The following is a 15,777-nucleotide window of genomic DNA, read 5'->3' on the forward strand; positions in this document are numbered from 1 at the left end:
GTAAGGCTTCAAAGTTATTTTAACTCATATGCTTCATTTCGTCAGCTCTAGTTATTAACCAATCATCAACAGATGAGCGATCAAAGCGAATGCAACCACCAATTGTGATCGATGGTAGGCCCTGAGCAATCCAGCTATCTAAAGTATTGTTGGCAATTTGCAAGTAATTACAAAGATCCTTTTTCTTAAGATAGCGGGTACCAATGGCGGCATCAGTCCTTACTCGCTTGACTTCACCCATGATCATTTGATAGATTTCGGCACGTAGTTTATCTTGTTGTTGATCACTGATTGTGATCGTGAATTCTGAAGTAGCGATAGTGTATCATCTCCAATCAGGTATGAATGACTAATGGGGGAGAATTAAAAAAGTCGGGTGTTGATTTCACTTCCTTTCAAAAAATAGTGCAACAGTTTAATGGTGCTGTCAGACCTTGCTACCCAGTTCCGTCACTAACGGACATAGGAATTGCACCTCTCCTGCTTACGTGGGAGCCTCGCGGAAGTATCATTATCTACTTAATTTGTACGATTGTTAGTTAAAAATCGTAGTTGAAGTGTGGGTGGCGCTCGCAGTTCTGGTCATGGCGTCCACAGATCAACAGTTCAAGTAAAGTAAGAAAGTTAGGGTAGCAATATTCAGTTGTCAAAGGGCTCACAGGTAATATTTCCTGTTCACTATATACATACAAATAAAGGATGAGAAATGAAACCAAAAAAGCAAATTAATCAAAAAAGATTAATCTGCTTCTCGTCTAACTACAAATAACGTTCCAAATTAAACTTGTAGGTTGTTCGAATAAATTGTTCAGTTAATATCTGATAACGATCCTCATCAAAAACTGAATGCCCCCGACAAGTGATGCTAATAATTAATGGCTGAAATTCTTTTATCAGCTGAGCCATAGCAAGTGGGTCGCCATGCTGGGCTGCGTAAATCGTTTCGGTATAATTCATTGCAATTCGCTCTCCTAGAGTTAGATTTGGGTCGTCTAATTCTTAGAAGTGTTGGGGGAGACCGAATTTTTATGGTTAAACTAGTCGAAGAATGTTGAGCCGATTTTGCTCAACACCTTGCGATGCTGTTTGGAAATCGCTTGACTGCTGACATGAAGAATCTGACCAATTGCCTTATCTGAAAGTTGTTCAACGTATTTGTAATAAAGTAATTTCTTTTGAGCATCGGTTAATCTGGCTATTGCAATGATCAACCGTTCGTTAATGAGGTATTCCTCAAGGTGAATAGCTTGTTCCGCTGTTATTAATTTAATAGTTGGTGGGCCTTCATTGATCGGGTACTCCACTGTTTCCTCGTTTAATGGTACTTTAGGAACCTGATGTTGTTCCTGAGTGTAGATTGAGCGAGTTTTGTTCACGAGTGACAGCTTGGCATAATGTGAAAATGCTTGTTTGACATCTTGATCAGACATAACAAATCCTCCTTTTACCAAACAAATACATATAATTTTTTCAAAGTGAAACCGATTTAAAGAATATTGCATTAAATTTTGATTTTTTTAGACGACAGTAGAAGGTATCTGTACTAATTATTATTTAATACGTTAGTGTTATTTAAAATGTTGTAGTGTTTAACATTGTGTAGTTTCAATTAGTTGGTGCAAAACGCCTGAAAGGTCCCTCTAGTTTTACAGCACTACCGATCGGTACGGCGGTCAATTATTTGGTGAAATCGCGATTATTTTTAATTGTAAAGACAATCGTATCAGATGAGACTATCAGTGCCGAAGTAACTGAAAAGTGATGAGCTTCACTAGTTAGACCGGTGACATGCTAAGACGACAAAAAGCAAAAGTCCCCATCTACTAGTCTAGCAGTCACAATTAACAAATATCAAGTAATGGTGTCAACATTTTTGGTTAAAGGGTCCCTTGAAGAAGACACTAAACCATTTCCAACATACCGTGAACTAAATGCGTTGCTGATAAAAATATGCCAGTCAGGCCATTGTGTTCGTCGTGATGGAAAGATGATGCTCAGTTACTAAGTGTAGATAACAATCCAGTATCGTAAATTATTAAATTGCATGGTGAATCAAGTAACCTATTATTCATTAGTGCAACCAGTGATAAAAGGTCAACGTTACGCCGTTGGCGTACGCCATGTTCAGGTAGATCATTCAAGGAGAAACCAATTCTCCCCTGATTTAGCCAATTATAAATAGATTTAGTCGCTAGTTTAAATTCGTGAGCAATCATTCCTGGTGACCAGCTTAGACGTAAATGGTTGAGAATTTTTTGCTTTAACTCATCGCTCAGCTTAGTTTTCCGACCACATCGTGATCGCTTGTATTCGGCATCTGTTTGTGCTAATTCAGCCTGATAAGGTTGACATCGAGATAATTCATAAGAAATTGTTGACGGTGATCGGTTCAGCCGAACGCCCATTTGGATATTGGACAGCCCTAGTTCACAAAAGGTTTCGATTTTAATTCGTTCGGAATAGGTTATACTAGACAAAAGATCAGCTCCTAAAAGATGGGTTTGTGGTAAACACCATTTTAAAGGAAGCTGATCTTTTTTGTCCGAACAGCGTTCGGATTAATTTTACAATCTACCTAATTAGTTTTAATATTTTTAAGTTGATATTATAACTTAATGAATTATCTAATAAGAATTGGTTGATATATAGCTGATACGAATAAATGACGATGTTCGGTAAAGAATATTGCTATTATATAGAAGTGAAAAAAGAACTGTAAAAACTTGACCATTTTTGTTGACATCAATTGTTACAACTTTATGACAAGGGTTGAATTCAAGTTGTTGGGTATATACCATTATGTTATAATGTGATAGATAATGCATATTTTCATGAAAATATTGTGGAGATTGCGGTAATGGTGGAGGTACGCATGAGACATAAAGCAGGACGAATCGTGGCAGTCTTACTGGTTTTGTTGATAATCGTTGGTGGTGGGGCTGTGGCAGCAATTTATCAAAAAAACAGTCTAGCTCACATTTATTTTCACAAGTTGACTGATAAGACGGAGAAAACAACGCCAGTGGCAACAACGGATAAGACTGCAAGTTCTACCATTGATGAAACAAAGCTGAAAGCGCAATTGAAACAGCTCCAGTTCGTCGGTAATGTAGCGGTGATTCAAGATGGCAAGTTGATCTACCAACAACCATACGGACAAGATCCACAAAAGAATGTCAAAACAGCGACGACGGAGTATCAGATCGGGGCATTGCAAAATACGCTGACGGCGGCGGCCGTGATGCAGTTAGTCAAGGATGGTAAGTTGGATCTTAATACGCCGATCAGCAAGTACTATCTATTAGATAATGCCGATACTAGTGTGACGGTAGGCAGCCTTTTAGAAATGACTTCTGGTTTAACGTTGGATGTTTTACCGGCCAGTGAGTTAAATAAAGATGTGATTGCGTGGAATTTAGCGAATGCCACTGTGACCACAACAGGTCAGTATAACTTCCAGACAGTCAATTATGCGTTACTTTCTGGCATCATTGCGCAAGCCTCTGGTGTATCCTACCAGAAATTCATTAAGGACACGCTTTTGCAACCAGCTGGGGTCAAACATACAGGCTTTGTTACCAGCGCCGCGGTACAATCTAAGTTAGCCCCATCATTCACTTATGATAAGGCTAGTGACAGTGCTTCAGCGGTCACGCAAGACACGCTTTTCCAAACGATGAATGATCAGTTAGGTTCAAAACAGCTCTATACCACAGCTAGCGATATGGCACAGTTGACTCATTACATCACCAGTAGTAGTTTTGTCGGTGAAAAGTACATGCATCAAGGGGCCATCGCCAAAGAGGGGACTGCCTATACTGGACGGTTGACTATTGATGGCAGCCGGTTAGTCAGTCGGGCTGACTTTGCTGGTTACCACAATGCGCTAGCCTTTACCGAGGATGGTAAAACTGGTGTCGTATTACTGAGCAATTATCAAAAAGATGGCAGCTTAAGTGATACGGCGAAAGCTATTTTGAAACTGGTGCAAAAAAACGACTAATTAATCGCACAAAAGGCACTATTTACGAACGATTGTCCGGGAATAACGCGACATAATATGTCACATGGTAATTAATGTTCGTTTTGTTACGTGTTTGTCATGAAACTGTTATGTAAACAAACTATAATGACAGTGAATTAAACAATAAGTTTAATCAATGATAGTGCTTATTAGAAAATATAAAACAAAAAGAAACTTGTTCGGTAGGTAGCCGAAACAAATCAAAAATTCAAATTTATGCTCTGCATAAATTATCCCGTCATCTATGTATGATCTGGTCATATTTCTTGTGGGACTTTTTAGCCACAGGGATGGTCACCAACTGTAACATCTAAAATTTATTAGTAGATTTAACTAATGGATTCACCTTAAGAGTGTGTAATAGGAGGAGCTTTTTAAATGAACGAAACGAGCCATTCAGAGGCAACCCTGAGTATTGAAGATATTCTGTTGACGTTGCGCAAACATTTAAAGATCATTATCGGATCAACGATCATCGTAACGTTATTGGCGTTCGTCGTGACGTTCTTCGTGATGACACCTAAATACCAATCGACAACACAATTATTGGTTAATCGTAAATTAGATGCAAGTGAACAAACGGCGGCTTTACAACAAACTCAAGCTGATGTTCAAATGATTAATACTTATAAGGATATCATCACTAGTCCAACGATCTTAAAGGATGTTGCTAAAAAGGTGGGCAATGGCCAAACGGTTAGTAAATTAACTGATGAAATTTCGATCAGTAGTCAACAAAATTCACAGGTGTTCTCAGTCGACGTTAAAACGACCGATCCCCAAGAAGCGGCTAAAATTGCTAACGTCACGGCACAGACTTTCCGTAATAAGATCAAATCGATCATGAGTGTTAATAACGTTTCGATCGTCTCCAAGGCAGCGGTCAATGAATCACCAGTTTCACCGCGGTTACCATTAAATATTGCCATTGGGTTCGTGCTCGGCTTGTTAGCCGGAATTGGCTTGGCCTTCTTAAATGAAGCGTTGGATAAAACGGTTAAGGATGAAGCCTTTTTGGCTGAAGCAGGTTTGACCAGCTTAGGGATCGTTTCGGAAATTTCAGACAAAGATATTAAGAAGCGAGCCTTTGCTGGACAACAACACGGTCAACACGGACATCATACGCGGGTTGCGGAAACAACCGATGAGTTGCCGCCGCGTAGTGCAGAATTACGACGGAGGGTGAACTAATGGCTTTATTTAAAAAGAAAAAGCAGTTGGATTCGAGCAGTATGAAAAACGGGATCGGTTTGATCACCGTCACTAAGCCAACTTCATCGATTGCCGAGCAGTTCCGGACAATTCGGACTAATATTCAGTTCTCTTCTGCAGATCGGCAACTGAAAACGCTGCTCTTTACGTCCGCTGATCCTTCAGAAGGTAAGTCAACGATTAGTTCTAACGTAGCCGTAACTTGGGCGGATCAAGGGAATAAAGTCCTGTTGATCGATAGTGATCTACGCCGGCCAACGGTTTCGCGCTCTTTTCGCGTCTCTAATAGTCAAGGATTAACCACGATTTTAACGGCAAAACAGGCGAATTTAAGTGAAAGTATTCATGAGACTGAAGTGCCGAATTTGTACGTTTTACCAAGCGGTCCGGTGCCACCGAATCCGTCTGAATTACTTAACTCCTCGAAAATGGATCAATTACTGAAAGTCTTAAAAGAACAATTTGATATTATTATTCTGGACGTGTCACCAGTTAATAAGGTCACCGATGCACAAATTCTAGCAAGTAAGGTTGACGGCGTGATCTTGGTGGTTCCCCAAGGTATCGCTCTTAAAGGGGCTGTTTTACGGGCGCGCGACTTACTCAAAAAGGTGAACGCTAACCTGATCGGTGCCGTACTTAACCGCGTGACAGATGCAGCTTCTGGCGGCTACTATGGTGGCTATTACGGAACGGACGATAAGAAATGATCGATCTACATTGTCATATCTTACCGGGATGTGATGATGGGGCGCATACCATGGCTGATGCCTTAGCGATGGCCCGAGTGGCTGTCGATAATGGCATCAGCCATATTTTGGTGACGCCACACCACATGGACGGCAAATATACCAATCATAAGGCTGACGTGATTCAGCGGACTGCAGAATTTCAAGCAGCGCTGGATGAAGCTAAAATCGATTTAGTTGTCTTCCCAGGGCAAGAAGTACACATCACTGGCGACTTAATGCAAGCCATTAAAAATGATGACGTGTTGTTTGCCGATGAAACTAATCGCTACTTGATGTTGGAGCTTCCACACGGTGAAGTACCGGAATACACGAGTCAAATGATTTTTGAACTACAAGCGGCAGGAATTACACCAGTAATTGTTCATCCAGAGCGGAATCATGGTATTCAAAAGAAGCACGAGTTGCTCTATGATTTCGTGGCTAGTGGCTGCTTGACGCAAATCACCGCTAGTAGCTACTTAGGCGTGTTCGGTGATGAAGTGGCTGACTTTACGCAACGGATCATTGATGCCGGCTTAGGCTTTGTTTTCGCCTCTGACGCGCATAACCTGAGAGGCAGAAATTTCCGCATGCAGAAGGCGTTCGCTAAGCTGGAAAAGCATAATGGGACGGAAATGGTCACTTGGATGCAAGATAACGCTAAAAAGATCATTAATGGCGACGACTTAGAGCCAAGTGAGTACCACCATATTAAAGAGAAGAAAAAATTTTGGTTGTTTAGATAATAGTTGAATTTGGAGGAAAGGCAATTGAGTAAAGTTTTACTGACCGGTGGTGCCGGTTTTATTGGGTCAAATTTAGTTGATCAGTTAGTACAAGATGGTGATGAGGTCATTGTCGTCGATGACTTATCGATGGGCTTAGCAAGTAATATACCCACTTCACCTAAAGTGACTTTTTATGAACATAGCATTACTGATCATGGCTTTATGAAAGACTTATTACTCAAGGAACATTTCGACTATATTTATTTATTGGCAGCTATTGCCAGTGTTGCTGATTCAGTCGCGCGACCTTATGAAACGCACCAAATCAATCAAGAAGCGAATGTTTTCATTTTAGAAACAATCCGACAAAATAAATTACCAGTTAAAAAAGTTCTATTTACTTCATCAGCTGCGGTTTATGGTAATAATCCAGAGCTACCTAAACACGAGGATTCGACGATTGATCCATTGACACCATACGCAATCGATAAGTTCGCAACTGAACGTTTTGTAATTGACTATGGAAAACTATACAATATTCCAACAGTGGCGGTACGGTTCTTCAATGTTTATGGACCACGACAGAATCCTAAATCACCGTATTCAGGAGTATTGTCATTAATCACGCAAGCAGCTAAACACCAATCGGCATTTACAATTTTCGGTGATGGTGAACAAACCCGTGATTTTGTCTTTATTAAAGACGTAATCCAAGCATTATGCCTATTGACGAAGGGTAGCAACATCGTACATCAAGTTTTTAATGTTGGTGCCGGTAAACATACTAGCCTTAATCAAGTAATTCAGGTGTATGAGCAGATTATTGATCGTGAACTACAAATTATTCATAAAGCAGAACGGGTAGGGGATATCAAACATTCATATGCAGATATTACACAATTAAGAAGTTTAGGCTATCAGCCGCATTATGATATTACGACTGGGTTAAAGTTATATTGGGAATCGTTAACGGATTAGGGGGAATCTTATCATGGAAAACCAAATCAGTTATACACAAACAGTAGATGAACATGATTTTGTAGCTAAATTAGATCGACCGTTTCATCACATCTATTTACCATTTAAGCGTTTATTCGATCTAATCTTCGCAACGCTATTGATGATTCCAGCTTCAATTATTATTCTAATTTTTATGATTTTAGTTAAGTTAGAAACACCGGGCAAGTGCTTCTATAGCCAAGAGCGTGTTGGGCTAATGGGCCAATCGTTTAAAGTAACTAAATTACGATCAATGTATAGTGATTCAGAGAAAAAATTTGGTGCAATGTGGGCAAAGAAAGAAGACCCACGCGTAACGCGGGTTGGTCATTTTATGCGTAAAACACGGGTAGATGAATTACCACAATTGTGGTCCGTAATTAAAGGGGACATGAGTTTGATTGGTCCACGTCCGGAACGACCAATGTTCACGCAACAGTTTAGCGAAGATATTGATGGTTTTGAACAACGTTTGTTGGTTAAACCAGGTTTGAGCGGTTACGCTCAAGTCCATGGTGGTTACGACGATACACCCGCACAAAAGCTTGCTAATGATATGTACTACATAGAGCATTTTGGGGTATTGACTGATATTGGGATTTTTTTTGAAACGATTCGTGTTGTAGTGACCGGGGATGGAGCTAGGTAATGAAAATAATGTACTGTATTACTCGTTCAAATTGGGGCGGTGCACAGGCAAATGTCTATGGTTTAATAGAAGATCAAATCACAAACAACAATCAAGTAATACTAGTAGTTGGTGAAACGGGTGAGCTAACTAGACGTGTTGAAAAATTAGATAACGTCGAAATTATATACTTGTCTGAGTTGAAAAGATCTTTAAGTCCGTATGATGATTTTCGGGCTGTAATGAGGTTACGAAAAATAATACGTAGCCATAGACCTAATATTTTACACCTACATTCTTCTAAAGCTGGTGCGGTAGGCCGGTTAGCAACTATTGGTTTGATTAATAAACCGATAGTTATTTTTACGGCTCATGGTTGGGCTTTTACGGAAGGTGTAGGCTCTAAAGTAAAGATTGTAGTATATGCATATATTGAGAAGTTTTTAGCTCATTTTATAGATAAAATTATCTGTGTTTCTAAATTTGACTATGACCTAGCGGTTAAGAAAAAGATATTTAATAGTGCTAATCAGGGTATTGTTATTTACAATGGTGTCGATACACCAACCTGTATTACTCATAGTGAAAAAAGTTTAGGAAAAGTAATTATCACTATCCTGAATTATGGTAGATTGTAAAATTTAAGTTGAACATATTAGTGGACAGAAAAACCCATAAAGGTCTTTAATGGTGTCACCACAACATTCCATATGAGATGCAATTAATAGTTAATATTTGCACATTAATGGTTTTATCGGTCGATTGCAGCGATCGATAATTATACCAATCCAGTATCCATCAGTATTTGTGTCATCCTCTGATAATGTGATATAATACGACATGAAGATAAGAAAAAAGCATTTTTGGTTATTCTAGGGGGATTTGAAAAATGGCGAAAGTGTTAGTGACAGGTGGAGCTGGTTTTATTGGCTCGTTTTTGGCTCACAAGTTGGTGGCATGATGGCCACTTCGTATTCAGTTCTTATGTCAGTGTATTACAAGGAATCCCCGGAATTCCTTCGCACAAGTATGGAAAGTATTCGGGTCCAGACTGCTCCAACAAACGATTTTGTGGTTGTGTGTGATGGTCCATTAACTTCCGAACTTGATGCGGTGCTACGGGAAGAACAAGAAAAGTTTGAATCTGCGTTGCATATTCACAGGTTGGAGAAAAACGGCGGCCTAGGTAATGCTCTAAACGAAGGCTTGAAGATTTGTCGAAATGAGCTGGTCGCCAGAATGGATAGCGACGATATTAGCAGACCAGATCGTTGTGAGAAGCAACTGCGTGTATTTGAACAGAATCCAGCGATCGACTTCACCAGTGGAACGATCAGCGAATTTGAAACAGATCCGAAGGTGCCTTTTGGTGAGCGTCATTTACCGACCACAAATGAGGAAATCATTAAATTCTCCAAGAAGAGGAACCCGATGAACCATATGGCGGTGATGTTCAAGAAGAATGCAGTGGAATCGGCCGGAGGATATAGAGAAACATTTCATTTGTTTGAGGACTACTACCTGTGGGTTCGAATGCTGAGAAAAGAATATAAAGCACAAAACATCCCTGATGTGCTTGTTGATGTCCGGACACCAGCTGATATGTATCTTCGGCGTGGTAGCAGAGATTACGCAAAGACAATGATGAAGTTCCATAAATGGCTAAGAAGTATAGGGTGGACATCAGAAATAGATTTTCTGACAGGAGCAGTTCCGCATGCAGCGGTATGTGTCATGTCAAACGGAATAAGGAAAATGATTTACAAAGGGCTTAGAAAAGAATGATCAAGATCGCATTTGTAACCAACTACATAACGAATAATGGTCCAAGCAATGTGATCTTGGATATCATACGGAATCTGGATAAAGAGCAGTACAGCGTTTCTTTGATCACACTTTTCAAAGGTAATGACGAACGCATCGTTGCTGATCTTAGAAACAATGGTGTCCAGATATTCACTTGTAAAACTCTTAGTCGGGCAAAGTGCCTACTAGGACAGGACAGGGAATTCCAAGAGCTTGTAAAAAGAGAAGGGTTTGACATCATTCATTCCCATGGAATCATTCCAGACATTCTTTCTTCAAGGATTAAAACATCTGTGAGGAAGGTTACCACCCTTCACAACAATATGTTTGAGGACTATGTGCAGACGTATGGAAAAGTGAAGGCGAAGATCTTTATAAAGATGCACATTGATGCTCTTAAGAAAATGGACTGCCGCGTAGGATGCTCTAAGTCGGTCTATCAGGTGATGCGGAAGTATCTGAAAAATGTAATATTTATCCGCAACGGTATCAAACCAAAGATTGCAAAGCACACTGTTACGAGGAAAGAACTAGATATTCCAGAAGATGCGGTTGTGTTCGTTTTTTCGGGTGGGTTGTCTTTCAGGAAAAATGTACAATTTTTGACACAAAATTTTGTACAATATCACAATAAGGATGAATACTTATTACTGCTTGGAGATGGACCAGAAAGAGAAGCCTGTGAGCAAATGGTGGATGACCACGTAAAGCTGTTGGGTTTTCAGGACGATCCAGCGGCTTATTACAACATAAGCAATATTTATGCATCAGCTTCAAGATCAGAAGGATTTTCCATTTCTGTGCTGGAAGCACTGTCGTGTGGCTTAGGTCTGTTCCTATCAGATATTCCATCACATCGAGAAGTGGTCGGAATGGGGGAAGATTTATATCTTGGCGAGAACTTCTCTATTCAAAATGATGGCCGGAGTTTTAACACAGCAATGGGAGAACTGCGAAAAAATTTTAACAGAGTCGATAAAGAAGCAATAAAAGATTTTCAACTGAAAAAATTGTCTGATAAGGCCATGACAGCAAAATATGACAAAGAATATAACAAATTTTTGAAAGCCGGGGATTAAGCATATGGAAAAAGTTAGTATAATAATTCCGGCTTATAATGCTGAAAAATACCTAGAGCAGTGCCTCGATAGTGTCTGTGAACAGACATATAAAAACATTGAAATATTGATTGTAAATGATGGATCAACCGACTCTACCGGAAAAATCATAGAGAAATATGCATCGAAAGATTCACGTATACAGTTTTTCCATAATGAAAATCATGGCGTTTCATACTCGCGGAATTACGCAATAGAGCATAGTACTGGGACTTACATTGCACCAGTGGATTCTGATGATATCATCGCTCCGGGCTATATAGAAATATTAGTCCAAATGATAGAAAAATATCATGCGGAGATGGCGGCCACAGGAGTTGTAAAAGAAAAAGATTACAACCCGACAGACTTCTCCAAGGGAGTAACAGAAGTATTCAAGGGTGATCAGGCAACAGCGCAGCTATGGGGGAAATATGAAGGCTTTTTTTGGGGAAAAATCTACCTCGCTAACCTCATTAAGCAGCACTCGCTGCGAATGAATGAGAAGGCAGCGATTTGCGAAGATCTTCTCTTTAATGTCGAGTATATGAAGTATTGTGATACAGCGGTTTTTTACTCGGGAAAACAATATTTTTATCGTCAAGTGAGCAACAGCGCAACTTATAACCTGAAGAATCTGAAATGGTTTAGTGTGCTGAAAACATACAGGGTAATTATGGAAGAATTGAAAGATACTCCATCATATAACACAGCTGCGAATGCATATCTGATGACATTAACGGAGGCCAGATACCGGGCACATCTGTTAAAAAAAGAGCATCCGGAACTGGAACGAAAAGTTAACAGAGAGTTAAAGCGCATGTCGCCGCAAATGAAGAACTTCTCTGGCAAGGAGAAAATCAAATTCTTCTTGTCCATGTATTTTGCGGCGCCTGTTATGGCTTATCACAGAAGAAAGGTATAATGATGTACAAGCTATCTATTATCATTCCTGTTTATAATGCTGAGCAATATATTGATGATTGTCTGAACTCAATTATTTCAGAACTTAATGCTGAAACAGAAGTCCTCCTTTTGGATGATGGTTCGAAAGATTCGTCTCTTGAAAAGTGCAGGAGATATGAGCGGGCGAATATACGGGTTCTCCACCACGATAATCATGGTGCGTCGTATACAAGAAACAGAGGTATAGCTGAGTCAACAGGGCAATATGTAATGTTTGTTGACGCGGATGATGTACTACTGCAAGGGTGGCAAGAAGCAGTCTTTTCCAATATCGGCAGGAGTTTTGATATTGTTTATTTTTCTGGCAAGCTTGATAAAAAAGACAAAAATATAAAAGCTATTGTAGACGGCATCTTTGGGATCAGAAAAGAGAATGCCCTGACGACCATGGCGTCGCCAGGATCAAAAATTTTTAATAGAAACTTTTTGAACATCAATCGTATTGCATTTGATAGTAATCTGATCAATGGGGAAGATGCCTTATTTAACCTTGAGGCTGTCATTAAGTGTAGAAGTTTCGAATTTGTAACGCGATCCTTATATAAGTACAGGATTCACAATGGTTCTTCGACAAAGACATTTAATCCGAGGTTTTACAAGTCAAATCTTTTGTTTTTGCAGAGGGAAGAGAAGCTGATGTCAGAATCTGGACAGTTCGCAAAGAACGAAATAGATTATGCTATCAACTTTTCGTTCTCCTACAGTGTCTATCTGTATCTGTTCCTCATAAGCAGAATCAGAAATAGGAAAGAGAAAACGCAGGAAATGAAAAAAATGCATTCAAAGTCCATGAATCAGTATTTTCTGCGCTTTCCAACGACAGTTCATCCTGAGAAGGTTGTGCAGATCAGTTACAAGTTAATAGAGCAACGGAAAGATAGTCAGGCTTTGATTTTTACAGATTGCTTGAATTCAGTCAGAAATATTCGAAACAGATTCCGGTCAGGAAAGAATGAATATTATTTTATAGAAATGTAAAGAAAACGGGAAGAAAGAGCGTGGATAGAATAAACGGGAAGGTAATTGGTTATGACAGATAAGCGTGTAGGAATTATTACATTTCATCATTCATATAATTGCGGTTCAATGTTGCAGGCGTTTGCTTTGCAAAGGGTAATTGAGCGATTAGGTTATGAAGCGGAAATCATCGATTTCTCAAATGGTGGTCAGAAGCAACTATACAGTGTGACACAGCCCAATAATTCTGTAAAAAATATTCTCAAGAATATCATTCTCTTTCCATACAAGGATAGAATAAGAAAAAATTTTGAGAGTTTCGAAGAATTCAAGAACGCCGAATTTCATCTTTCTCCAGAATCTTATTCACGAATGGAAGAGTTGACGGACACCAGATACTTTGTGGTAGTCACGGGGAGCGATCAGGTTTGGAATATTACAATTGAAGATGGTGATGACGCATACTATTTACCATGGGTGAGGAATGCACGTAAAATTGCTTATGCTCCATCTTTCGGTGCAAAGAATGTCATGAAATATGCTGATGATCCGGAAAAGTACAAGACATATCTTTCTGATTTTGATGCGCTCTCTATTCGTGAGGAAAATGGAAAAAAGTGGCTTCAGGATTTGGTCGAAAAAGATGTTCCTGTATTACTTGATCCGACATTACTTTTAGATGCCGACGCATATGAACAGATTGCTGATCAAAATTTGAACTTACCGGATAAGTATATTTTTTTCTATTCGCCGTCTTACCAGAAAGATATTGTCCATTTGGTGCAGTGCGTATCGAATAAGTATCATCTTCCGGTGATTGCATTTAATACAAAAACATTTTATGTGAAGGGAATGCAAAGAACCGGCTTTAAACTTCCGGAAATCGAGAACCCTCGATCGTACCTGACACTTATTAAGAATGCAACTTTGATCATGACAACATCGTTCCATGGAACTGTTTTCCCTACTATTTTTAGAAAGCCGGTGTGGGTGATCAAGAATGGTGGAATGTTTGGTGATGATGATAGAGTAAAAACTTTAATTAAGGAGTTAGGGATAGAAGAACGGTTAATTCCGATTGAATATAGAGAGTATTTTAACTATATGAAAATGGTGGATTACTCCTATTACGAGGAGGAACTTCCCATTCTACGAAATAAGGCAATTCAATATTTAAAGGACAGTCTGGACACGACGAATGAAGAATGAGAATAAGAACTTTATAATGAATGTTGTATATCAGCTTTTGATATACATCTTTCCTTTGATTACAACGCCCTATATTTCGAGAGTGCTGGGCGTTAACAATATAGGAATTTATTCCTACACATATTCGATTGTCAACTTCTTTATGCTAGCTGCAATGCTTGGTATGAACAACTACGGAAATCGGGAAATCGCCAGAATCCGGGATGACCAGACTCAGATGAACCGAAAATTTTCCAGTATGTATGGTTTGCAATTGGTGACGAGCACAGTTACGCTTGCGGTTTATATATTCTATGTGATCTTTATTTGCAGGAGATACCGGGAGATCGCGGCAATTCAGTTTATTTTCCTTATTTCGACATGCTTTGATGTGAATTGGTTTTATTTTGGCTTGGAGAAATTTAAGCTGACGATATCAAGAAATGTCCTGATTAAGGTGATTTCGTTAGTGTTTATATTCCTTTGCGTTAGGAACAGAAACGATCTGTGGGTCTACACGGCCATCATGGGGAGTGCAACACTGATCAGCCAGCTTTATCTTATCTTTATTTTACATCGGTACGTTCACATTGTACGGGTCAAATGGAGTGAGATCTTTAGCCATTTTAAACAGGTTCTCGTTCTTCTTATTCCGGTCTTGGCGTATGGAATCTATGCCATTATGGATAAGATAATGATCGGAGGACTGTCGTCAACAGTTGAGCTTGGAAATTTTGAAAATGCACAGAAAATCATTAGTATTCCGATTTCTGTTATTACAGCGCTGGGAACAGTCATGCTTCCCCGTATGTCGTATGTTTTAAATAACAAGAAATCCGAATATAAGCCGATTCTCAGGGCATCTATGAAGCTGGCTATGGTGGTGGCAACCACAATGACTTTTGGTATCTGGGCGGTTGCTGATGAAATATCGTTGACAATGTTTGGGCCGGAGTTTACAAAGAGTGCCGGAATAATGAGACTTCTGGCCATCTACCTGCCATTTACCGCTTGGGCAAATGTTGTGCGGACTCAGTTTTTGATTCCTACAAGGAGAGATCGGGTCTATGTAGAATCGACAATATTTGGCGCAGTGATTAACCTGATCTTCAATAGCATTGTTATTCCAGGGTATGGCGCATATGGTGCTTGCATAGGAACAGTGCTTGCTGAGGTCAGCGTAATGCTGTGGCAGACGATTAAGTCAAGAAAAGAACTGGAAATTGGTGTATATGTTCGGCTTTTCTTAAATAGCTTATGGAAATCGGCAGTAATGTTTGCTGCATGCATGATTATTTCGCGTCTCTTCCATGAAACGGTTATCAGCTTCGCGGTCAAAATGGTAGTGGCAATTGCTGTCTTTGCTGTTTTGAACAGGAAGTTCATTTGGAACGATTTTCTTGGAAAAGGACAGAGCACAGAAAAACAGAAGGCCTAAATA

The 15,777-nt window shown here is 39.6% G+C and carries 16 protein-coding genes and 1 pseudogene; 13 read left to right on the plus strand and 4 right to left on the minus strand.

Annotation, left to right across the window (positions count from 1 at the left end):
* Positions 1-19: 19 nt before the first annotated feature.
* From ACYVSB_RS09865 to ACYVSB_RS09880, 4 genes and pseudogenes are all read right to left on the minus strand, one after another.
* Positions 20-247: a helix-turn-helix domain-containing protein gene (locus tag ACYVSB_RS09865; RefSeq protein WP_100070899.1), complete on the minus strand. Its 228-nt coding sequence runs from the start codon at positions 245-247 to the stop codon at positions 20-22.
* Positions 248-759: 512 nt separating this feature from the next.
* Positions 760-957 carry a helix-turn-helix domain-containing protein gene (locus ACYVSB_RS09870; protein ID WP_100070900.1) on the minus strand — a complete coding sequence of 66 codons (198 nt, stop codon included), beginning with the start codon at positions 955-957 and terminating at the stop codon, positions 760-762.
* Positions 958-1,037: 80 nt separating this feature from the next.
* Positions 1,038-1,430 carry a sigma factor-like helix-turn-helix DNA-binding protein gene (locus ACYVSB_RS09875; RefSeq protein ID WP_100070901.1) on the minus strand — a complete coding sequence of 131 codons (393 nt, stop codon included), beginning with the start codon at positions 1,428-1,430 and terminating at the stop codon, positions 1,038-1,040.
* A 663-nt stretch (positions 1,431-2,093) separates the two neighbouring features.
* Positions 2,094-2,477 (minus strand): annotated as a pseudogene (locus ACYVSB_RS09880) (IS30 family transposase); the annotation flags it as partial.
* Positions 2,478-2,872: 395 nt separating this feature from the next.
* Here ACYVSB_RS09880 and ACYVSB_RS09885 point away from each other — a divergent pair.
* From ACYVSB_RS09885 to ACYVSB_RS09945, 13 genes are all read left to right on the plus strand, one after another.
* On the plus strand, positions 2,873-4,003 hold the full coding sequence (locus tag ACYVSB_RS09885; protein ID WP_461219248.1) for a serine hydrolase domain-containing protein: 1,131 nt from the start codon (positions 2,873-2,875) through the stop codon (positions 4,001-4,003).
* 399 nt (positions 4,004-4,402) lie between these two features.
* Positions 4,403-5,215, plus strand: coding sequence for a YveK family protein (locus ACYVSB_RS09890; protein WP_461219249.1), 813 nt, complete (start codon positions 4,403-4,405; stop codon positions 5,213-5,215).
* Positions 5,215-5,946: a CpsD/CapB family tyrosine-protein kinase gene (locus tag ACYVSB_RS09895; protein ID WP_461219250.1), complete on the plus strand. Its 732-nt coding sequence runs from the start codon at positions 5,215-5,217 to the stop codon at positions 5,944-5,946. The genes ACYVSB_RS09890 and ACYVSB_RS09895 overlap by 1 nt, the downstream gene beginning before the upstream one ends.
* Complete coding sequence (locus tag ACYVSB_RS09900) at positions 5,943-6,713, plus strand: tyrosine-protein phosphatase (protein WP_461219251.1); 771 nt, start codon at positions 5,943-5,945, stop codon at positions 6,711-6,713. The genes ACYVSB_RS09895 and ACYVSB_RS09900 overlap by 4 nt, the downstream gene beginning before the upstream one ends.
* Positions 6,714-6,737: 24 nt before the next feature.
* Entirely contained in the window at positions 6,738-7,673 is a 936-nt protein-coding gene (locus ACYVSB_RS09905; protein WP_461219252.1) for an NAD-dependent epimerase/dehydratase family protein, read from the plus strand.
* Positions 7,674-7,686: 13 nt separating this feature from the next.
* A complete protein-coding gene (locus ACYVSB_RS09910; protein ID WP_461219253.1) occupies positions 7,687-8,343 on the plus strand; it encodes a sugar transferase in 657 nt (218 codons plus the stop codon).
* Positions 8,343-8,960 carry a glycosyltransferase gene (locus ACYVSB_RS09915; protein ID WP_461219254.1) on the plus strand — a complete coding sequence of 206 codons (618 nt, stop codon included), beginning with the start codon at positions 8,343-8,345 and terminating at the stop codon, positions 8,958-8,960. The genes ACYVSB_RS09910 and ACYVSB_RS09915 overlap by 1 nt, the downstream gene beginning before the upstream one ends.
* A 244-nt stretch (positions 8,961-9,204) precedes the next feature.
* Positions 9,205-10,107: a glycosyltransferase gene (locus ACYVSB_RS09920; protein ID WP_461219255.1), complete on the plus strand. Its 903-nt coding sequence runs from the start codon at positions 9,205-9,207 to the stop codon at positions 10,105-10,107.
* The gene (locus ACYVSB_RS09925) at positions 10,104-11,207 is read left to right on the plus strand and encodes a glycosyltransferase (RefSeq protein WP_461219256.1); all 1,104 of its coding nucleotides are present in this window, start codon (positions 10,104-10,106) and stop codon (positions 11,205-11,207) included. The genes ACYVSB_RS09920 and ACYVSB_RS09925 overlap by 4 nt, the downstream gene beginning before the upstream one ends.
* Before the next feature lie 4 nt (positions 11,208-11,211).
* Positions 11,212-12,150: a glycosyltransferase family 2 protein gene (locus tag ACYVSB_RS09930; protein ID WP_089121847.1), complete on the plus strand. Its 939-nt coding sequence runs from the start codon at positions 11,212-11,214 to the stop codon at positions 12,148-12,150.
* Between the two features lie 2 nt (positions 12,151-12,152).
* Positions 12,153-13,169, plus strand: coding sequence for a glycosyltransferase family 2 protein (locus ACYVSB_RS09935; protein WP_461219257.1), 1,017 nt, complete (start codon positions 12,153-12,155; stop codon positions 13,167-13,169).
* A gap of 51 nt (positions 13,170-13,220) precedes the next feature.
* Positions 13,221-14,357 (plus strand): polysaccharide pyruvyl transferase family protein, encoded by a 1,137-nt coding sequence (locus tag ACYVSB_RS09940; RefSeq protein ID WP_089121849.1) that lies wholly within the window; start codon positions 13,221-13,223, stop codon positions 14,355-14,357.
* Positions 14,347-15,774 (plus strand): flippase, encoded by a 1,428-nt coding sequence (locus tag ACYVSB_RS09945; RefSeq protein ID WP_461219258.1) that lies wholly within the window; start codon positions 14,347-14,349, stop codon positions 15,772-15,774. The genes ACYVSB_RS09940 and ACYVSB_RS09945 overlap by 11 nt, the downstream gene beginning before the upstream one ends.
* The last annotated feature ends 3 nt before the right edge of the window (positions 15,775-15,777 follow it).

The organism is Lapidilactobacillus salsurivasis, assembly GCF_054785215.1.

Coding starts and splice junctions, on each gene's coding strand:
- ACYVSB_RS09865 (WP_100070899.1), bottom strand. CDS start 247: ATGATCATGGGTGAAGTCAAGCGAGTAAGGACTGATGCCGCCATTGGT.
- ACYVSB_RS09870 (WP_100070900.1), bottom strand. CDS start 957: ATGAATTATACCGAAACGATTTACGCAGCCCAGCATGGCGACCCACTT.
- ACYVSB_RS09875 (WP_100070901.1), bottom strand. CDS start 1,430: ATGTCTGATCAAGATGTCAAACAAGCATTTTCACATTATGCCAAGCTG.
- ACYVSB_RS09885 (WP_461219248.1), top strand. CDS start 2,873: ATGAGACATAAAGCAGGACGAATCGTGGCAGTCTTACTGGTTTTGTTG.
- ACYVSB_RS09890 (WP_461219249.1), top strand. CDS start 4,403: ATGAACGAAACGAGCCATTCAGAGGCAACCCTGAGTATTGAAGATATT.
- ACYVSB_RS09895 (WP_461219250.1), top strand. CDS start 5,215: ATGGCTTTATTTAAAAAGAAAAAGCAGTTGGATTCGAGCAGTATGAAA.
- ACYVSB_RS09900 (WP_461219251.1), top strand. CDS start 5,943: ATGATCGATCTACATTGTCATATCTTACCGGGATGTGATGATGGGGCG.
- ACYVSB_RS09910 (WP_461219253.1), top strand. CDS start 7,687: ATGGAAAACCAAATCAGTTATACACAAACAGTAGATGAACATGATTTT.
- ACYVSB_RS09915 (WP_461219254.1), top strand. CDS start 8,343: ATGAAAATAATGTACTGTATTACTCGTTCAAATTGGGGCGGTGCACAG.
- ACYVSB_RS09925 (WP_461219256.1), top strand. CDS start 10,104: ATGATCAAGATCGCATTTGTAACCAACTACATAACGAATAATGGTCCA.
- ACYVSB_RS09930 (WP_089121847.1), top strand. CDS start 11,212: ATGGAAAAAGTTAGTATAATAATTCCGGCTTATAATGCTGAAAAATAC.
- ACYVSB_RS09935 (WP_461219257.1), top strand. CDS start 12,153: ATGTACAAGCTATCTATTATCATTCCTGTTTATAATGCTGAGCAATAT.
- ACYVSB_RS09940 (WP_089121849.1), top strand. CDS start 13,221: ATGACAGATAAGCGTGTAGGAATTATTACATTTCATCATTCATATAAT.
- ACYVSB_RS09945 (WP_461219258.1), top strand. CDS start 14,347: ATGAAGAATGAGAATAAGAACTTTATAATGAATGTTGTATATCAGCTT.